Source organism: Streptomyces sp. NPDC052299 (assembly GCF_040679335.1).
Taxonomy (GTDB): Bacteria; Actinomycetota; Actinomycetes; order Streptomycetales; family Streptomycetaceae; genus Streptomyces.
Map to the genome: position 1 here is coordinate 21,922 of NZ_JBFAUP010000030.1, position 15,540 is coordinate 37,461.

General features: G+C 68.4%; 15 protein-coding genes. 3 read left to right on the top strand and 12 right to left on the bottom strand.

Translation table 11 applies throughout. The features are described 5' to 3' along the window. Window positions 1-3: 3 nt before the first annotated feature. Together AB0L33_RS32940 and AB0L33_RS32945 are read right to left on the bottom strand one after the other, a co-directional pair. Entirely contained in the window at window positions 4-1,182 is a 1,179-nt protein-coding gene (locus AB0L33_RS32940) for an acyl-CoA dehydrogenase family protein (RefSeq protein WP_365687261.1), read from the bottom strand. 12 nt (window positions 1,183-1,194) lie between these two features. Further along, window positions 1,195-2,376: an epoxide hydrolase family protein gene (locus tag AB0L33_RS32945; RefSeq protein ID WP_365687262.1), complete on the bottom strand. Its 1,182-nt coding sequence runs from the start codon at window positions 2,374-2,376 to the stop codon at window positions 1,195-1,197. A gap of 247 nt (window positions 2,377-2,623) precedes the next feature. On the opposite strand from AB0L33_RS32945, the gene AB0L33_RS32950 reads away from it, so the two are divergent. Then, complete coding sequence (locus tag AB0L33_RS32950) at window positions 2,624-3,946, top strand: NAD(P)-binding protein (protein WP_365687263.1); 1,323 nt, start codon at window positions 2,624-2,626, stop codon at window positions 3,944-3,946. A 208-nt stretch (window positions 3,947-4,154) separates the two neighbouring features. Here AB0L33_RS32950 and AB0L33_RS32955 read toward each other — a convergent pair whose 3' ends face one another. From AB0L33_RS32955 to AB0L33_RS32990, 8 genes are all read right to left on the bottom strand, one after another. Next, complete coding sequence (locus tag AB0L33_RS32955) at window positions 4,155-4,556, bottom strand: heme-binding protein (RefSeq protein WP_365687264.1); 402 nt, start codon at window positions 4,554-4,556, stop codon at window positions 4,155-4,157. Window positions 4,557-4,718: 162 nt separating this feature from the next. Then, the gene (locus tag AB0L33_RS32960) at window positions 4,719-5,465 is read right to left on the bottom strand and encodes an SDR family oxidoreductase (RefSeq protein WP_365687265.1); all 747 of its coding nucleotides are present in this window, start codon (window positions 5,463-5,465) and stop codon (window positions 4,719-4,721) included. Between the two features lie 310 nt (window positions 5,466-5,775). After that, entirely contained in the window at window positions 5,776-6,135 is a 360-nt protein-coding gene (locus AB0L33_RS32965; protein ID WP_164627311.1) for a YciI family protein, read from the bottom strand. A gap of 303 nt (window positions 6,136-6,438) precedes the next feature. Then, on the bottom strand, window positions 6,439-7,377 hold the full coding sequence (locus AB0L33_RS32970) for a carboxymuconolactone decarboxylase family protein (RefSeq protein WP_365687266.1): 939 nt from the start codon (window positions 7,375-7,377) through the stop codon (window positions 6,439-6,441). Window positions 7,378-7,541: 164 nt separating this feature from the next. Beyond that, window positions 7,542-8,345: a TIGR03084 family metal-binding protein gene (locus AB0L33_RS32975; protein ID WP_365687267.1), complete on the bottom strand. Its 804-nt coding sequence runs from the start codon at window positions 8,343-8,345 to the stop codon at window positions 7,542-7,544. A 120-nt stretch (window positions 8,346-8,465) separates the two neighbouring features. After that, window positions 8,466-8,927, bottom strand: a complete 462-nt coding sequence (locus AB0L33_RS32980; protein WP_365687268.1) for an acyl-CoA thioesterase — start codon at window positions 8,925-8,927, stop codon at window positions 8,466-8,468. A gap of 67 nt (window positions 8,928-8,994) precedes the next feature. Next, window positions 8,995-10,659: a GMC family oxidoreductase gene (locus AB0L33_RS32985; RefSeq protein ID WP_365687269.1), complete on the bottom strand. Its 1,665-nt coding sequence runs from the start codon at window positions 10,657-10,659 to the stop codon at window positions 8,995-8,997. Further along, window positions 10,656-11,231 carry a DUF5987 family protein gene (locus AB0L33_RS32990; protein WP_365687270.1) on the bottom strand — a complete coding sequence of 192 codons (576 nt, stop codon included), beginning with the start codon at window positions 11,229-11,231 and terminating at the stop codon, window positions 10,656-10,658. The genes AB0L33_RS32985 and AB0L33_RS32990 overlap by 4 nt, the downstream gene beginning before the upstream one ends. Window positions 11,232-11,507: 276 nt before the next feature. Here AB0L33_RS32990 and AB0L33_RS32995 point away from each other — a divergent pair, with 276 nt between their 5' ends. After that, on the top strand, window positions 11,508-12,527 hold the full coding sequence (locus AB0L33_RS32995) for a transcriptional regulator (protein WP_365687271.1): 1,020 nt from the start codon (window positions 11,508-11,510) through the stop codon (window positions 12,525-12,527). A 49-nt stretch (window positions 12,528-12,576) separates the two neighbouring features. Continuing rightward, window positions 12,577-13,347 (top strand): AraC family transcriptional regulator, encoded by a 771-nt coding sequence (locus tag AB0L33_RS33000; protein ID WP_365687272.1) that lies wholly within the window; start codon window positions 12,577-12,579, stop codon window positions 13,345-13,347. 176 nt (window positions 13,348-13,523) lie between these two features. Here AB0L33_RS33000 and AB0L33_RS33005 read toward each other — a convergent pair whose 3' ends face one another. Beyond that, a complete protein-coding gene (locus AB0L33_RS33005; protein WP_365687273.1) occupies window positions 13,524-14,870 on the bottom strand; it encodes a cytochrome P450 in 1,347 nt (448 codons plus the stop codon). After that, a complete protein-coding gene (locus AB0L33_RS33010) occupies window positions 14,867-15,418 on the bottom strand; it encodes a flavin reductase family protein (protein ID WP_365687274.1) in 552 nt (183 codons plus the stop codon). Before AB0L33_RS33010 ends, AB0L33_RS33005 begins: the two co-directional genes overlap by 4 nt. Window positions 15,419-15,540: the final 122 nt, after the last annotated feature.

Here is a 15,540-nt window from a genome sequence, read left to right on the forward strand (position 1 = left end):
CGCTCAGACGAAGAAGGTGTTCGGCTCGAGCCCGCACAGCACCCGGCCGTAGAGCTCGAGGTTGGTGCTGGGCAGGTTGAGCGCGTGGATGGTGATGGCCTGGATGTCCCGGCGGATGCGCTGGATGAGCTGGTCGGCGTAGATGGAGCCGGCGCCGGATGCGCCGGCGAGCAGGTCCACTGCCTCCGCGGTGAGCTGGCACACCCTGCCGACAGCCATGCGTGCGTAGGCGCGTTCCTGAAGCGTCCACTCCTGACCCGCGGCCGCCTTGCCGTCCACCATCGCGGCGAGCTTGCGGGCGTGATGCTCGGCCTCGTCGGTCTTCAGCGTCGCCTCGGCGACCTGAAGGTGGGTGACGGGTGCGTCGATCTGCCGCTCGTACGACGTGTTGGTTATGGGGCGCTTGGCGATCCGTTCCAGGAAGTCCTCCTGGGCCGCGCGGGCCAGACCGATGAGCTTGCCGCAGGTGGCGACCCCGACAGCGCCGACCACCGGCGCGCGGTACATCGTCGAATCGGCATTGCGCTTCGAGGCGTACTGCTGCTGCAGCAGGGCGGGGATGGGGATGTAGCGCCCCTCCGGGACGAAGACGTCCTGCCCGCTCAGCGTGACGCTGCCGGTGCCACGCAGGCCGGAGACGTCCCAGTCCTCGACGGCGTCGAGCTCGGCGCTCGGAACGAGGCCCATGATCGGCAGCGCACCGTCGTCGGTGGGCAGGATGGCCGAGAACACCTTCCAGGAACTGTGCGCGGCGCCGCTGTTGAACGCCCAGGTGCCGGTGACCCGGAGCCCGCCCGTGGTGGGTTCGGCTGTGGCCGTCGGCGCGAGGGTGCCGCAGATGCGCACGTCCGGGTCGGCGAAGACCACGTCCTGGACCTCGTCGGGGAAGAGGCCCACGTTCCACGACATGATCCACCACGCGGCGACATCGAAGGCCACGGAACCGTCGCCGCGTCCGAGTTCGATGCCCACGTCGATCAGCGTGGCCGCGTCGCACTCGTAGCCGCCGAAGCGCGCGGGGGTCCGCATGCGGAAGATCCCGGCTTCGGTCAGCGCGGCGACCACCTCGTCCGCGAGTCGAGCCTCGTGCTCGGCGCGGGCAGCATGCTCGCGCAGCATCGGCACCAAGCCCCTGGCGCGCTCGACCAGTTCGGCCCGAGTGGGTATGGCTGTGCTCTGCACTTCGGCTCTCCTCTACTGTGACTGTGCCGGCGTCGTGGCGCGCACGGCCGCGGCGAACGACCGCAGGTCGGCGGTGAGCAGGTCAGGCTCTTCCATCGCGGCGAAATGACCGCCACGATCGTGCTCGGACCACTGCACGATGTTCGGAAAGCCCCGCTCGGCGAAGCGGCGGATCGGCTGTGCGGCATCGCGGGGAAAGACCGAGACACCCAGTGGCACCGGCAGCACCGGGGGCGGCGGGGGCAGGTTCGGCGCGGTGGGCAGAAGCGGGGCGTTGTCGCAGTAGAAGTGCGCGGACGACGCTCCGCTGCGGGTCAGCCAGTAGAGCGTGGCGTTGGTCAGCAGCTGATCGCGGTCCACCGCGTCCTCGGGTGTCTTCTCCGCGTCGGTCCATTCCATGAACTTCTCGACGATCCAGGCCAGTTGGCCTACGGGAGAGTCGGTCAGGCTGTACGCCAGCGTCTGTGGCCGGGTGGCCTGGAGCTTCATGTAGCCCGAGCCCTCGTCGGCGAAGAGCGACAGCAGGCCGAGCCGGCCGAGCTCGACCTCGCTGAGGCCGATGAGGTCGGCGGGGTCGGGGCTCGGCGGGGTGATCAGGAAGTTCAGATGCAGCCCGGCGACGTGCTCGGCATCGAGACCGGCCTGGATCGTTCCGACCCAGGTGCCCAGGTCGGCGCCCTGAATGACGTACCGGTCGTAGCCGAGGCGGCCCATCAGCTCGGCCCAGGCGCCTGCCGTCCGGAAGAAGCTCCAGCCCCGGTCGGCCACGGGGTTGGAGAAGCCGAAGCCGGGCAGGCTGGGGATCACCAGGTGGAACGCCTGCGAAGGGTCTCCGCCGTGTGCGCGGGGATCCGTCAGTGGCCCGATCACATTGGTGAATTCCACGAAGGACCCCGGCCACCCATGCGTCATGATCATCGGTGTCGCGTCCGGCTCGGGCGAGCGCACGTGCAGGAAGTGGATCGGCGTGCCGGCGATCTCCACACGGAACTGCGGGAACTCGTTGAGCCTGGCCTCTGCAGCGCGCCAGTCGAACTCGGTCCGCCAGTAGGACACCAGATCGCGGAGGTAGTCGAGTGGCACGCCCCGCTCCCAGTCCATGCCGGGGGACGTCTCCGGCCATCGGGTGGCGGCCAGTCGTCGCTGAAGATCCTCAAGCTCGGTCTCGGGGATATTGATACGGAAGGGTTGCATCTACGCTCCATGACCTTCGGCAGGACGATGACGGCGATGACAGAGAGTTGCCGCGCCCAGCGGAAAGGGGCCGACGTCCGTCACGCTAGGCGGACGGCGCAGACCGCCGAAAGTGCCTGGCTGACCAGCGCAATCACGAAGTGGAAGCCTCGCACTACGGAAGAAGTACGAAGGCATGCCGGGGCTTTAGCGTGGACCGAGGATGACAGCGGGTCCGTTTGGTTCACACCCAAGGAGATATGAGCTCATGGCAGCACACATCGGCGACCGCGCGGTCGTGCTGGGCGGGGGGATCGCGGGGTTGTTCGCCGCGCGCGTCCTTTCCGAGTCGTACCACGAGGTGACCGTGATCGACCGGGACACCCTCACCGGCGCCTACGGTCCGCGCTCCGCGACCCCACAGGGCCACCACATCCACGCCCTGCTCGCCCGTGGGCAGCAGGTCATGGAGGAGCTCTTCCCGGGCATCACGCGCGAGCTGATGGCGTGCGGCGTGCCGGTCGGTGACTTCGGTTCCAGCCTGAGCTGGTACTTCAACGGGCAGATGATACGGAGGACGGAGACCGGTCTGGTCTGCGTCGCTGCCGGTCGTGCACGGCTGGAGGCTCACCTGCGCGAGCGCGTCACCGCGCTCCCCGGCGTGAGCTTGGTCGAGCGCACCGACATCCTCGGACTGGTCACGGCCGGGCGGGAGCGGATCGTCGGAGTACGGATTCAGGAGAAGACGCCTGGGTCCGCCGAGAGGAGCCTGGAGGCCGACCTCGTCGTCGACACCACGGGCCGCGGCTCCCGCACCCCGCGGTGGCTCGAGGAACTCGGGTTCGGGGAGGTGCCGCAGGAGCGCGTCGACATGGATCTGACGTACACCACGTGCGACTTCGAGGGGCCGCTGCCCTTCGACCCGCTCGGCGACGACATCGCGCTGATTCCCGTGGCCACGCCGGCGATGCCGCGTGGAGCGATCTTCGCCCGCATGCCGGACCGGTACTCGCTCTCGCTCAACGGGATCCTCGGCGACAAGCCGCCGACGGACCTCGAGGGCTTCCTCCGGTACACCCGGACGCTGCCCGTTCCGGAGATCTACGAGGCGGTCAAGAACGCCGTGCCGATGGGCAAGCCCCACACCTTCCACTTCCCGGCCAGCGTGCGCCGGCACTACGAACTGCTGCCCGACCTGCCTGAGGGCCTGGTCGTCCTGGGCGATGCGGCGTGCACGTTCAATCCGGTCTACGCCCAGGGCATGACGGTCTCCGCGCTGGGTGCTGCGCTGCTCGCCGAGCATCTGAAGGTCGGGTCGCCGCCCAAGCCCACCGCGTTCCAGCGGGACCTGGCCCAGGTGATCGACGCGCCGTGGATGATGGCCGCGGGCGCCGACCTGGGCTTTCCCGGAGTGCAGGGTCTGCGCACGCTTGAGGTTCGGATGGGCAACGGGTACATGCCCAAGCTGCAGGCCGCCGCCACGGCCGACCCCACTCTGTCCGAGGCCTTCCTGCGTGCGGCCGGCATGATCGACCCGCCGCAGGCTCTGATGAGCCCGGAGATCATGGGCCGGGTCTTCGCCGCGGGCTGATCCGGGACGCACACGGGGCGTGTTTCGAAGTCCCGCCCGTCCGCCTCGCGGGCGGACGGCGCTGCTCTCGAAACACGCCCCAGGTGTATTGACGCGCGGCCTCGGGTCCAGCCCGCAGAATCCCGGGCCCGCGAACTCGCCCCCTTCATACGTGTGCGGAGCCGACAACCATCCGTCGGCTCCGCACACGTATGAAGGGGGCGCGCTGTCACAGGGCCTGGATCATCGCTTCGGCAACATGCGTGTCCTGCTCCACGGTGCCGCCGGACACACCGACCGCGCCGATCGTACGGTTGTCCGCGTCCGAGAGGGGGAGGCCGCCCCCGAAGGTGATCAGGCCGTCGTTGCTGTGATCGATGCTGTAGAGCGGGCCGCCGGGCTGCGAGATCTCACCCAGGGTCGCGCTGGGCATGCGGAACAGCACTGAGGTCTTCGCCTTCTTCAGAGCGAGGTCGATGCAACCGAGCCAGGCGTCGTCCATCCTCGTGAAGTGCAGCAGGTGACCGCCGGCGTCGACAATCGCGATGTTCATCGCGACGCCGATGTGCTCAGCGGCCTTCTGGCCGGCAGCGGCTATCCGAGCGGTGGTCTCCAGGGTCAAATCGGTCACGACAGGTCCTGCCCTTCGGGGTCGTTGGTAGGAGCGGAAGGCTGAGGATCGTGGGGTGATGCTCATCGCGCGGGAGCGGACATAGCGCAAGGAGGACGAGCAGGCCGGGGCACGGCGCGGAGCGCGAGCGAATTCCACGTGGAGCTCGCTGTCCGACGATCGCTAGCCGAGCAGGCGCAGACCCGTACCGGTCAGCAGATACGAGCCCGTCTGCTCCGTCCCACCGGTGGCCAGGCTCACGAACGCGGCTCCTGCCACCTCCGGGGTGAGGATCGGGTCCCCCATCCCCTTGATGAACTCCTCGACGCCGATTCCGGTCCGGCGGGCGTATGCCTCGGCCGCAGCGAGGCCGAAGGGGGTGGCTGGAGTCAGCTGCGGCAGCACGGCCGCGAAGTCGATCCCGAGACCTTCCCGGTCCGCCTCCTGTGCCGCGTATTCGGTCAGGAAGCGCACGGTCGACTTGGCGCCGGCATAGCCTCCGCTCAGGGGAGATCCGCGCAGGGCCGCTCCGCTGCTGGTCACGATCACCTGGCTGCCCGGCTCAAGCGGCCGTACCAATGCCTCACGTACCCAGGTGAAGGCGATCCGGACGTCGACCTCCCACGGCGTCGAGAAGGTTTCCCAGGTCTGCTGTGCGATCGGGCGCAGCAGCGGCGAGGCACCCGCAAGGATCGCGAGCACGTCCGGTCGGTGACGGTCGAGCAGCTGACCGGCCAGCACGGGGTCGGCCGCGTCGCCCTGCTCGCACTGCAGCCGCGGCTGTCCTGCGGCGAGTTCGCCCAGAGGAGCAGTGTCGCGGGAGAGCGCCACGACCTCCGCCCCGGCGGTGAGGAACGCCTCGACCACGCCTCGCCCCAGCCCCCGGCTCGCGCCTACCACCAGGGCTCGTCGTCCTGCGAGTTGACCCATTCTCCTCGTTCCCTTCCCTCGTGCGCGACAGCGGGCGGCGGCGTGTGTCACCGATCTCCGCGGCTCCGGCACTACGGCAGAACCGTGCACGGCGGAAGCCGGGACGTTGCTGGGTACCTGATCGGCGCGAAACGAAAGCCGCAGACGCTGACTTTGGCAGGAGGGCCCGGTGGGGACATCTCTCAGATTGCCGAACCGGGGGCCTCTGCCGCCAACCGCCCGATGGGGTGAGGGCTGCCATGCGGAAGAAGGGTCCGAACCGCGTCCTGACCAACGTGCGGCCGTGTTGATCAGGACGCGGGAGGCACCTCTACGACTGAGAAGAATCCCCTCGTGCGATCAGTTCCTCGAGGCTGGCGAACGGCCGCAGCTCCAGGCGCCCGAGCTGCGCCAGCGGGTGGGCCCGTGCCACTTCGATGGCCTCGTCGCTGTCCGCGCACTCAAGGATGTCGAAGCCGACGATGACGTCCTGGGTAGCGGCGAATGGACCTTCCGTCACGAGCAACTCGCCGTTGCGGACGCGGACGGTCAGGGCCTCCTTGGTGGACACCAGGGGACTGCCCAGCACACGCCGGCCGTTCGCGTCGTTGGCGGCGACCCAAGGACCGCAGTCATCGGACACGCCCGTCTCGGGCTCACTGTCGGTGCACACGAACATCATGAACTTCATTGGTCTGCTCCTTGGGATACCACGATGTGCTTCTTGCCGCGCACCACGCCAGGCAGACGAACAGGGCCGGGCGTCGTCTCGATGGGTGAGGTGCCACCGGATGTACGACGCCGCGCCGGCGACGCCGAGTGGAGGTTGATCCGGGCATGCGCTCGGTCTCGGCCATCACCACACCGTGCAGACTACTCAACCCGCCAAATGAGACGACGCCAAAGGCCACGATTGGCTGGAAGAGAACACTGAGCGAGATGTGAAGCACGGACCGAGAAGGTCTGTTGCCTCCGAACGGCTGCTACCCACTGCTCAGCTGCTCCAGCGGTCGAGACGGGCTCCCACGTTGCGGCCTACGGTCAGGGCGGCAGCGAGGGCCGCCCAGGACGTGAGCTCAATCAGGCTCCGGTCAGCGGGGTACTGTTCCCGGACCGCGGCTACGTCCGCGGCCGTCACCTGATACGGAGCCAGCGCCGTCAGCAGCGCCAGCCGCGCAGCGGCCACGTCCGCCTCCGGCACCTCGGCCGGGATGTCGCCGAGCCAGGCCCGGCTCGGCCCCATGGGATGGCCGTCCCACACCGCGAGACGCGCCGCCACATGCTCACGTACCGACTCGGGCAGCCATCGGGCTGCCCCGTCGACCGCGGCTGTGGCGCGGCCGAACGCCTCTGCCACGCCCGGGTTGGGCTCGGCCCACTCCAGCCCGTGAGGCAGTGGCGCCGCGGGCAGCAGGTCGAGGGAGGCTCCGGGGACCAACGGGACGTGGCCGCGGGGCTGCATGACTCGGGCTACGGTGCGCATGATCGGGCCCCGGAGAGCCGATGGTGTGACCTGCGGCATGGGTGAGTCGGCGAGATAGATACTGACCATGCGGTTGAGGTAGTGGAACACCACGGCCACACCGAGCAGTTCCGGAACTTCATCGGCGACGAAGGGAAGCGCAGCGGGTGGCTGTCCCCTGTGCGTCCTTCCGGCTTCCTGCGCCCACTCGACCAGTGGGTCGTGGTCGTCGGGTGACAGCACCTCCTGGGCCGCCTGGTGGACATCCACACAGTACGGACAGGTGTTGGCCCGTGACACACCGACAGCGACCGCCTCACGGGCGGCCCGGCGGGTGACCCCGTCCACCAGCAGGGTCTCACGGAGCATGATCCAGGCTGCGGCGAGCACCGGCGGGGAGGGCGAGTGCAGGGCCATCGGCGGCGCCAGAACACCGAACTCCCGCTCGGTCCGGGCATATACCTCGGCCACCGTTCCACTGGCTCGGGATGGTGGCACGACCTGCACATGCCGCACCTGCTTGCTGCCGCGGCGGACCACTGCGCGCACGGGCATCCTCATCGTCGGCCTCCCACCTGCCTGCCGGGCCATCGCGGCTCCGGACCTCCTGCCGCGCGGGTGATCCAGACCTCTGATCACTCGCCGTGTACGGCGAACTGCCCCGGCTTCCTTCCCTCACCCGCCGGCCCACGGTAGGCCTGCGCGATGTCGAGCCAGTGTTCCGCATGATGGCCCGTCGCGCTCAGGGCGAGGTCATCCCGATGCCTGCGACGGGTCACCAGCAGACAGAAGTCGTGAGCGGGTCCCGTGACGGTCTGTGCCGCATCGTCGGGGCCGATGCTCCAGATCTCACCGGAGGGCGCGGTCAGCTCGAAGCGGAAGGGCTCGTCCGGGGGCGTCTCGCCGCGGGACTGATAACCGAAGTCACGGGTGAGAAAGGCGAAGTCCGCCAGGTGCCGCAGGCGGTCCGTGGGGACCCGGCGTACACCGAGCGCGTCGGCGATGTCCTGACCGTGGCCGAAGAGCTCCATGATGCCCGCGCAGGCCAGGATGGCAGGCGGCAACGGATTGACGAGCCACGGCACCACCTGGTTCTCGGGAACGACGGACAGCGCCTGAACGCAGGCCGCCGCCTCGGTCTGGAAGGTGGTGAGCAGGTCGGCCGGTGCCATGCCGTTGTACTGCTGGAGCGCGGCGTTGACGGCACCGTTGAAGTCGCGCGCCGCTTCCGCGGTGATGGTCCGGAACGTCTCGGGGCTCTCGGCGGCCGTCCTGGCCAACCGGAAGATGAAGGTCAGGTGCGCGACCTGGTCCGCGATCGTCCAGCCGGGAGCGGGGGTCTGGGTCTGCCAGGCCGTGGCGTCGAGCTCCGCCACGAGGCCGACGACGTCTTCGACATCGGCGGCGAGGTCCTTGAGTGTGTCCTGCAGGGAAGCCACGAGGGTGCTCTCCATAAGTGAGGGTGCCAGGTATCGGACGTGCCGCTGCTACGCGGCGATGGCTCTCTTGCCGCAACTCGCGGGACATGGGCCTGTTGGCCCCGTAGGCGCAGGCCCGGTTCAGGCCGCCCGGCCGGGCAGAGAGGCCATGCGGGTGGCGTACGGGGCAAGGGCCCGCGCGAGCGCCTCGGGGATCGGCGAGGGCACGGTGGCCGTGTTCGGACCGCGCATGCAGGCAATCCGCTGCCGGCCCCGGGCCACCAAGGTCGTGCCGTCGGCGGCGTCCACCTTGAGGTAGTCGAAGGTGAATTCGAGCTGGGTCTGCCCCAGCTCGGCCAGGCGCATCCGGATCGACAGCTCGTCGAAGGCCGTTATCTCGGCGAAGAACTCGCAGTCGACCTTGAGCGTGAACAGTTTCAGATCGTCCTGCACCTCGGCCAGTACCGCCGGAGCCTCCTCCTTCAGGAACAGCTCCCGGCAACGCCCCTGCCAGCGAAGGTAGTTCACGTAGTAGACGTTGCCGACCAGATTGGTCTCCTCGAAGCCGACCGTGTGCCGGTACTCGAAGTAGTCACTCACCATGCTCACCTTTCACATCAGCCCGAGTGGGTGGTGATATGTGATCTTGCGCGGCAGGGGCTCTTGGCCTTCAGGACTCGGTCCCGAGCAGAGACGGCAGCTTGGCGATGACGCTATTGCGGGAGCTGCGGGAGCCGTCGGGCGCAGGCGCGCCGTAGCGGACGGACACCCCCCGGCGCCGTGCGGCGTCGACGATGCCGGGAATCGCGCGTTCGGCGAGCGCGGCGATGGTCATGGCCGGGTTGACGGTCAAGGCGCCCGGAACGGCCGATCCGTCGGTGACGAAGATTCCGGGGTGCCCGCGCAGTTCGTTGCGGTCGTCCAGGGCCGACGTGTGCGGATCGTCGCCCATCCGGCACGAGGCGAGGGGGTGCACGGTGTAGGCACCGACGACGTCGTTGGTCCAGGGCATGACCTTGGAGAGCCCGTCCTTCTCCAGGATCTCCTTCACCTCGGCATCGGATTGGGCCCAGGCGGCGATGGTGCTGGGGCTCGGGTCGTATCTGAGGTTTCCGCGGCCGAGCATCTGCTGCGAGATCCGGTGGGCGTTCCCAGTGGCGGGCGGCGGCCCGAAGACGCCCTCGTTGTTGTCCTCGATCATGGTGAAGATCGTCAGCCAGGAGGACCAGCGCTTGAGGATCTCCTTCTTCTGCGCACCGAACCAGGTGGGCCCGACGGCGTCGGGCACCTGGGCCAGGATGGTCCCCAGGCCCGGCGGGAAGTACAGCTGTTCCAGTGAGTAGCGGGAGTACTCGGGCAATGCGGCGTCCAGGCGGTCCCAGTTGGCGACGGTGGGGCCCTTGCCGATGTGGTTCGCGGCGTAAGCGATTCCGTCGCCTCGGTCGAGGCCGAGCAGCGCGGCGGCCTTCTCCTCGTCGATGACGGCTGTGTTGAGCCGCTCGCCGTTGCCGGAGAAGTAGCGTCCCACGGCGCGCGGCATCGTTCCCAGGGAGGGCTCGCTGCGCTGCAGGATGACGGGGGTGGCGCCGGCCCCGGCCGCCATGACGACGATCTTCGCGTCGATGGTGCCGTTGCCCGTGTGGATGCGGTAGTCCTCGTCGTCGACGATGTCGTAGTGGACGCGGTAGCTCCCGTCCGAAGTCCGCTCGATCTGTTGGACCTCGTGCAGCGGGCGGATCTCGGCCCCGTGGGCGATCGCCGCAGGCAGGTAGTTGACCAGCAGCGATTGTTTCGCCTCGAAGCGGCAGCCGGCCATCATCCAGTTGCAGTTGACGCACTTGGTGCCGTCGACAGCGGTGGGCAGCGGGTTCGCGGTGCGGCCGGAGTGGTTGCACGCAGCTGCCCACAGGCCGCCCGCGTAGCTGACGTCGCTCCAGTCCTGCTTGCTGATGGCGATGGATTCAGCCACCCGGTCGTACCAGGGGTCGAGTGTGTCGCGGCTGACCGACTTGGGCCACATCCGCCGGCCGATGCTTCCTCGACGCTCGAAGACGAAGCGCGGGGCACGCGGCATCGCCGCGAAGTAGACCACGCTGCCGCCGCCGACGCAGTTGCCGCCCAACACGCTCATCCCGTCGCCGACGACGAAGTCGAACGCTCGGGTGTAGGAGGAGCCGAGTTTGTAGTCGTGCTCGAAGTCGTCGGTCTTCAGCCAAGGGCCGCGCTCCAGGACGGTGACCTTGGCGCCGCCGGCAGCGAGGTGGTAGGCGGTGATGGCCCCGCCGAATCCGCTGCCGATCACCAGGACGTCGGTGGTTTCGGTGCTGGTGCTCATGCCGGGCTCCCAGAAGACGTGGTGTCGGGGTGGAGACGGGCCAGTGCCCTCCCGTAGCCCGGTTTGACGAAGCGCCACAGGCCGTCGGCGTCGGGTCGGGTCATGCCCATCGCGGTCAGGCCGGGGTGGCCGTCGGCGAGGGCCTCGGCGGTGTGGCGGTGCGCGGCGGAGTCGAAGGACATATTGGAGAAGAGCGCGAGGAGCACCCAGAACTCCTTCTCCGGGTGGCCGGGGCTCGTCAGTCGCTGTACCAACGACGTCCGGTGCGGGAAGTCGAGTGCCACGAAGGGTGGGAGCGAGGGGTCGAGCTCCGCTCCGGTTTCCGACGCATAGGACCGGGCGTGGGCGTTGAGCAGATCCGCCAGCTCGTCGAGGCCGTCCGAGATGCCGGTGGCGTCCCACCGCATCAGCTCAAGGGCTCCCGCGGCGACTGCCCCGCCTCCGGGCGCCGCACCGGCCACCGCCCGGTCCTCCGGGCAGCGCTTCTCGCCGGGCACGATGGTGTCCGCGTAGGCCTCAAGGGTCAGGGTCCGGTATTCGGCCGGGTTCTCGCCGGCAGTGTTGCCAGTCAACTCTGCTCCCTCATCTGCGCCGTCCTTCCGTAGACGAGAGGGACGCTAAGTTTGAGGGAGCCGTTCAAGCAATGGGTGTATTTGTTCAGGTGAACGCGCACTTCACGAACTTCGCAGAGTCGCCATGTCTCCCGCACGAGCGTTTCTCCAGAACGGGCCGACCGGTAGGCTCCTGATCCGGTTCCCCTCGGATATGTGCACAGAGACAGAAGTTGCGTTCCGCAGCCACTCATCGAATCCCTGGAAGCTTTTCCACTCATTTAGTTGGAGCGGCCCATGGAAACCTCTGGTGACGTCATCACGGACCTGCCGGCACACTTCACACAACCAGTACGGATCAGCACTCTCGCCGCTGCGGACACACCCCGTCTCGACGGCATCGACGAGGCTCACGCTCTGCGACTGTCCGAAGTATTCGCATCATTGCCACCCATCCTGGTGCACCGGCCCACTCTGCGGGTGATCGATGGGATGCATCGCGTCAGGGCGGCAACGCTGCTCGGACTCGACCTCATAGACGCGCAGTTCTTCGACGGCGCCCCCGATGAGGCGTTCATCCAGTCCGTTGCCCGGAACATCGCGCACGGCCTGCCGCTTTCGATCGCGGACCGCAGAGCGGCCGCGGCTCGCATCCTCGGGGCATTCCCGACCATGTCGGACCGGAGCATCGCCGTGTACACGGGGCTCGACGCCAAGAGTGTGGCCGATGTGCGACGCCGTTCAACCGCGGAACTTCCCCGGTTGAACGTGCGAATCGGCCTTGACGGCAAGGTTCATCCGCTCGATCGGACCCGGGAACGGCGGCACGCAGCCGAACTGATGAGCAGCCGCCCTGAGCTGCCCCTGCGGCTCGTGGCCCAGGAGGCCGGTCTGTCGCTGGGCACCGCCCATGACGTCCGCCAGCGACTGCTGCGGGGCGAGGAGCCGGCCCCGTCGCCGCTCCCCCCGCTCCGGAACACCGCGTCCACCAAACCGTCGGCCACCCCGATCTCAGCGAGAACGAGTGCCGCGCAGCGCCCGCGGAAGGTCAGCGCCACCACGAGCGCGGCGCGTAACGCGTCGGACATGCTGCACATGCTCGCCGGCGACCCGTCGCTGCGGAGCTCGGACGCCGGCCGCAATTTCTTCCGTTGGCTGCACGCTCATTTCTACACGGATGACGCATGGCGGCGGCAGATCGACGCTGTCCCCCCACATCATTTGGAAACTGTCGCAGAGATAGCCATGAAGTGCTCGGACACATGGCGTCGTTTTGCTCAGGAGTTGTCGGCCCGAAGCGCAGGCCACAACAGTTGAGTCGAGTGCAGGGCTCAACTTCCGAATTGCATTCCAAAAGGAGCGTTTCGTGAGCGGCAAAACCACCGATGCCGTCCTCCGGGTCATCGACGAGATGCACCGCCGTCTCGATCAGGAGCTGACGATCGACGACATGGCCCGTACTGCCATGTTCAGCAAGTTTCACTTCACTCGCATTTTCGCAGAGGTCACCGGGACGTCGCCCCGGCGCTTCTTGTCGGCCCTGCGGCTGCAGAGGGCAAAGCACTTTCTGCTCAGCACGGAACTGGGTGTGGCTGAAATCAGCAACAAGGTCGGGTACAGCAGCGTCGGTACGTTCAGCTCACGGTTCAAACTCTGCGTCGGTGTCTCGCCGAGCAGGTTTCGTGAGCTGGGTGGCGACGGGTCCGAGCTGTATACGGCCCCGGCCACCGACAGTGTCCTGGGCGAGCGGATCGCGCTCCGGGGCCGGATCGTCCTTCCCGGGGATCGCGCGCTCGGGCCGGTCTTCGTCGGTCTGTTCCCCAGCTCGATCCCCCAAGGCCGACCCGCACAGTTCCTCGTCATGGACGGACCCGGCCCCTTCGAGCTGACGGACGTGCCCGCCGGGACTTGGCATGTTCTGGCCCACTCTGCTCCCTACGGCAGTCTGGCCGATCCCATGGTGCAGGCGGGGGGCGCGCCGGACACTCTGTCCGTCGGCCGGCACGGCCCGATCACGGCGCAGGCCGGTGTGCTGCTGATGCCCGCCGACATCGTGCTGCGGCCGTCGGACGCACTGGACCCGCCGGTGTTGCTCGCGGTGCCGAACAGCGCGGCGGGCAGGGCCTTCGCCGCCTGAGCCCCGCGTTCTTGCTCGTCCGTGCCCGCGGACCGCAGCCGCGGGCGCTCAGGATTCCCGATCACGGTGTCCGAACCGCTTCAGCCGGTGGCTCCGAGATCCCATCCGATCGGCGCGATCCGATGGGATCTCGGGAAGCCGGCCCGAGTCACCGTGTCTACGTCGCATCCCCCGCGTCAGCCGGCGGCGGCGACCGTCATCGGCAGTCCACCGGCCATGCGCAAGGAAAGCATGGGCTCCGCGGCACGGCTGTGACCGGGCAGGGCGGTGAGCGTCAGGTCACGGGTGACGAGCGCGGTGACGAAGACCGCCTCCATCATTCCGAGGTTGCTGCCGACACAGAATCGAGGGCCGGCCCCGAACGGGATGTAGGCGTAGCGCGACCGGTGGGCCACCCGCTGGGCGTCGAACCGGGTGGGGTCGAAACGATCCGGTTCGTCCCACAGTCCCGGGTGCCGGTGCAGGATGTACGGGCTGATCAGAACATCGGCCCCGGCCGACACCAGGTAGCCGCCGACCTCGTCCTCCTGTTGGGCGACGCGGGACAGCATCCACACCGGCGGGTAGAGACGCATGGCCTCTTGCACCACCATCGTGGTGTAGGTGAGCCGATGGAGGTCTTCCATGCGCGGGGTGCGCTCGCCGAGGACGGCCAACGCTTCGGCTCGTACGCGCTCGCGCGCTTCGGGATGGCTCTCGAGCAGACTGAGCGTCCAGCTGAGCGTGCTGGCGGTGGTTTCGTGGCCGGCGAGCAGCAGAGTGACGATTTCTTCTCTCAGGCGCATCTGGGCCGCCGCGGCGTCGGCTGCCCGGCCGGCTGCCACGATCATCCGCCCCAGGGCGTCATCCGGCGCCTCGCCGTCCGCCATGCGTGCGGTGCGCTGCGCGACCAGGCTGTCGGCAACCCGGTGAAGCTCCCGCCGGGCCTTGCGGAAGCGCAGCTGCCCGCGCGTGGGCAGCCACTTGGGCACCAGGTCCTGGGTCACCATCTCGAACATGGCCTGGTCCTGGACGGCTTCGAAGGAATGCGCCACCGAGTCGTATCCACCGAGGTCCGTGTCGAGGAGGGTGCGGCCGAGTACGCCCAGGGTGAGGCCGGTCATCTCGCTCTGGATGTCCACCGGGCCCGCACCTTCGTGCTTGCGCAGCAGAGCGACCAGATTGGCCGCTTCCTCGGCGACTGCCTCTGCCTGACGGGCGATCCGGCCGGGCTTGAACGCCGGCTGGACCGTGCGGCGCTGGCCCTGCCAGATGTCCCCCTCGCTGGTGAGCAGGCCGTCTCCCAGGATCCGCCGCGCCTGCACCAGGCCGATTCCCTTGTGGTAATTGGTGCTGTTGTCAGCGAGCACGTGCTTGGCGTAGTCGGGGTGGTTGAAGATGTAGAGCTTCTTCGGCCCCATGTCCACCCGGACCGCATCGCCGAGAGCTGCCGCATCCCGCATGAGACCGAGTCGGTCGACTGCGAGCTTCTTCAGCAGCCCCGGCATCGCGGCGAGCGGGGGGCCTGGTGGAATCCTCGTCATGCCACCCTGCCTTCGGCGCTCCGGGAATGCAGGTGGCGGAACTGCCCGCCGTGGAAGAGCAGCGGGTCCTCGATCGACGGCATCCGATCGGCGGCCAGGACTCGCCCGACGAAGATGGTGTGGTCGCCGCCGTCGTACAGCTCCTCCTTGGCGCACTCGAAGTGCGCCAGGGAACCGGCGATCATCGGTGTGCCGGTGGCAGGGCCGGGCACCCAGTCGACGGTCCGGAACTGGTCCGGCCCGGCCGGCCGGGAGTGGTCGGCGAAGTGCCGGGCAACGGCTTCCTGGTCCGCCGAGAGGACGGAGATCGAGAAGGTCTCGGAATGGCTGAGGCTGCGGTGCATGAACGCGTCTTTGTCCACGCAGATCAGGAGCAGCGGTGGGGTGAGGGAGACCGCGGTGAACGAGTTCGCGGTCATCCCGCGGCAGTCGTCTCCGCCGACCGTGACCACGGTGACGCCCGTGGCGAAGGCCCCGAACGCGCGACGCAACTGCTTGCGGTCATCGATGTCGACAAGTTCCGCGGACGAAACGGCCAGTGGGCTCATGCAGACCTCTCAGGCAGTGTCGTGTGATGGGGCGCAGATCGCGCGTACGGTGCGGAGCCGACGAGGGGCGGGCCCACGGCGGCCCCCGTGCGGGGGCCGCCGTGGGCGGTGTGCCGACTCCT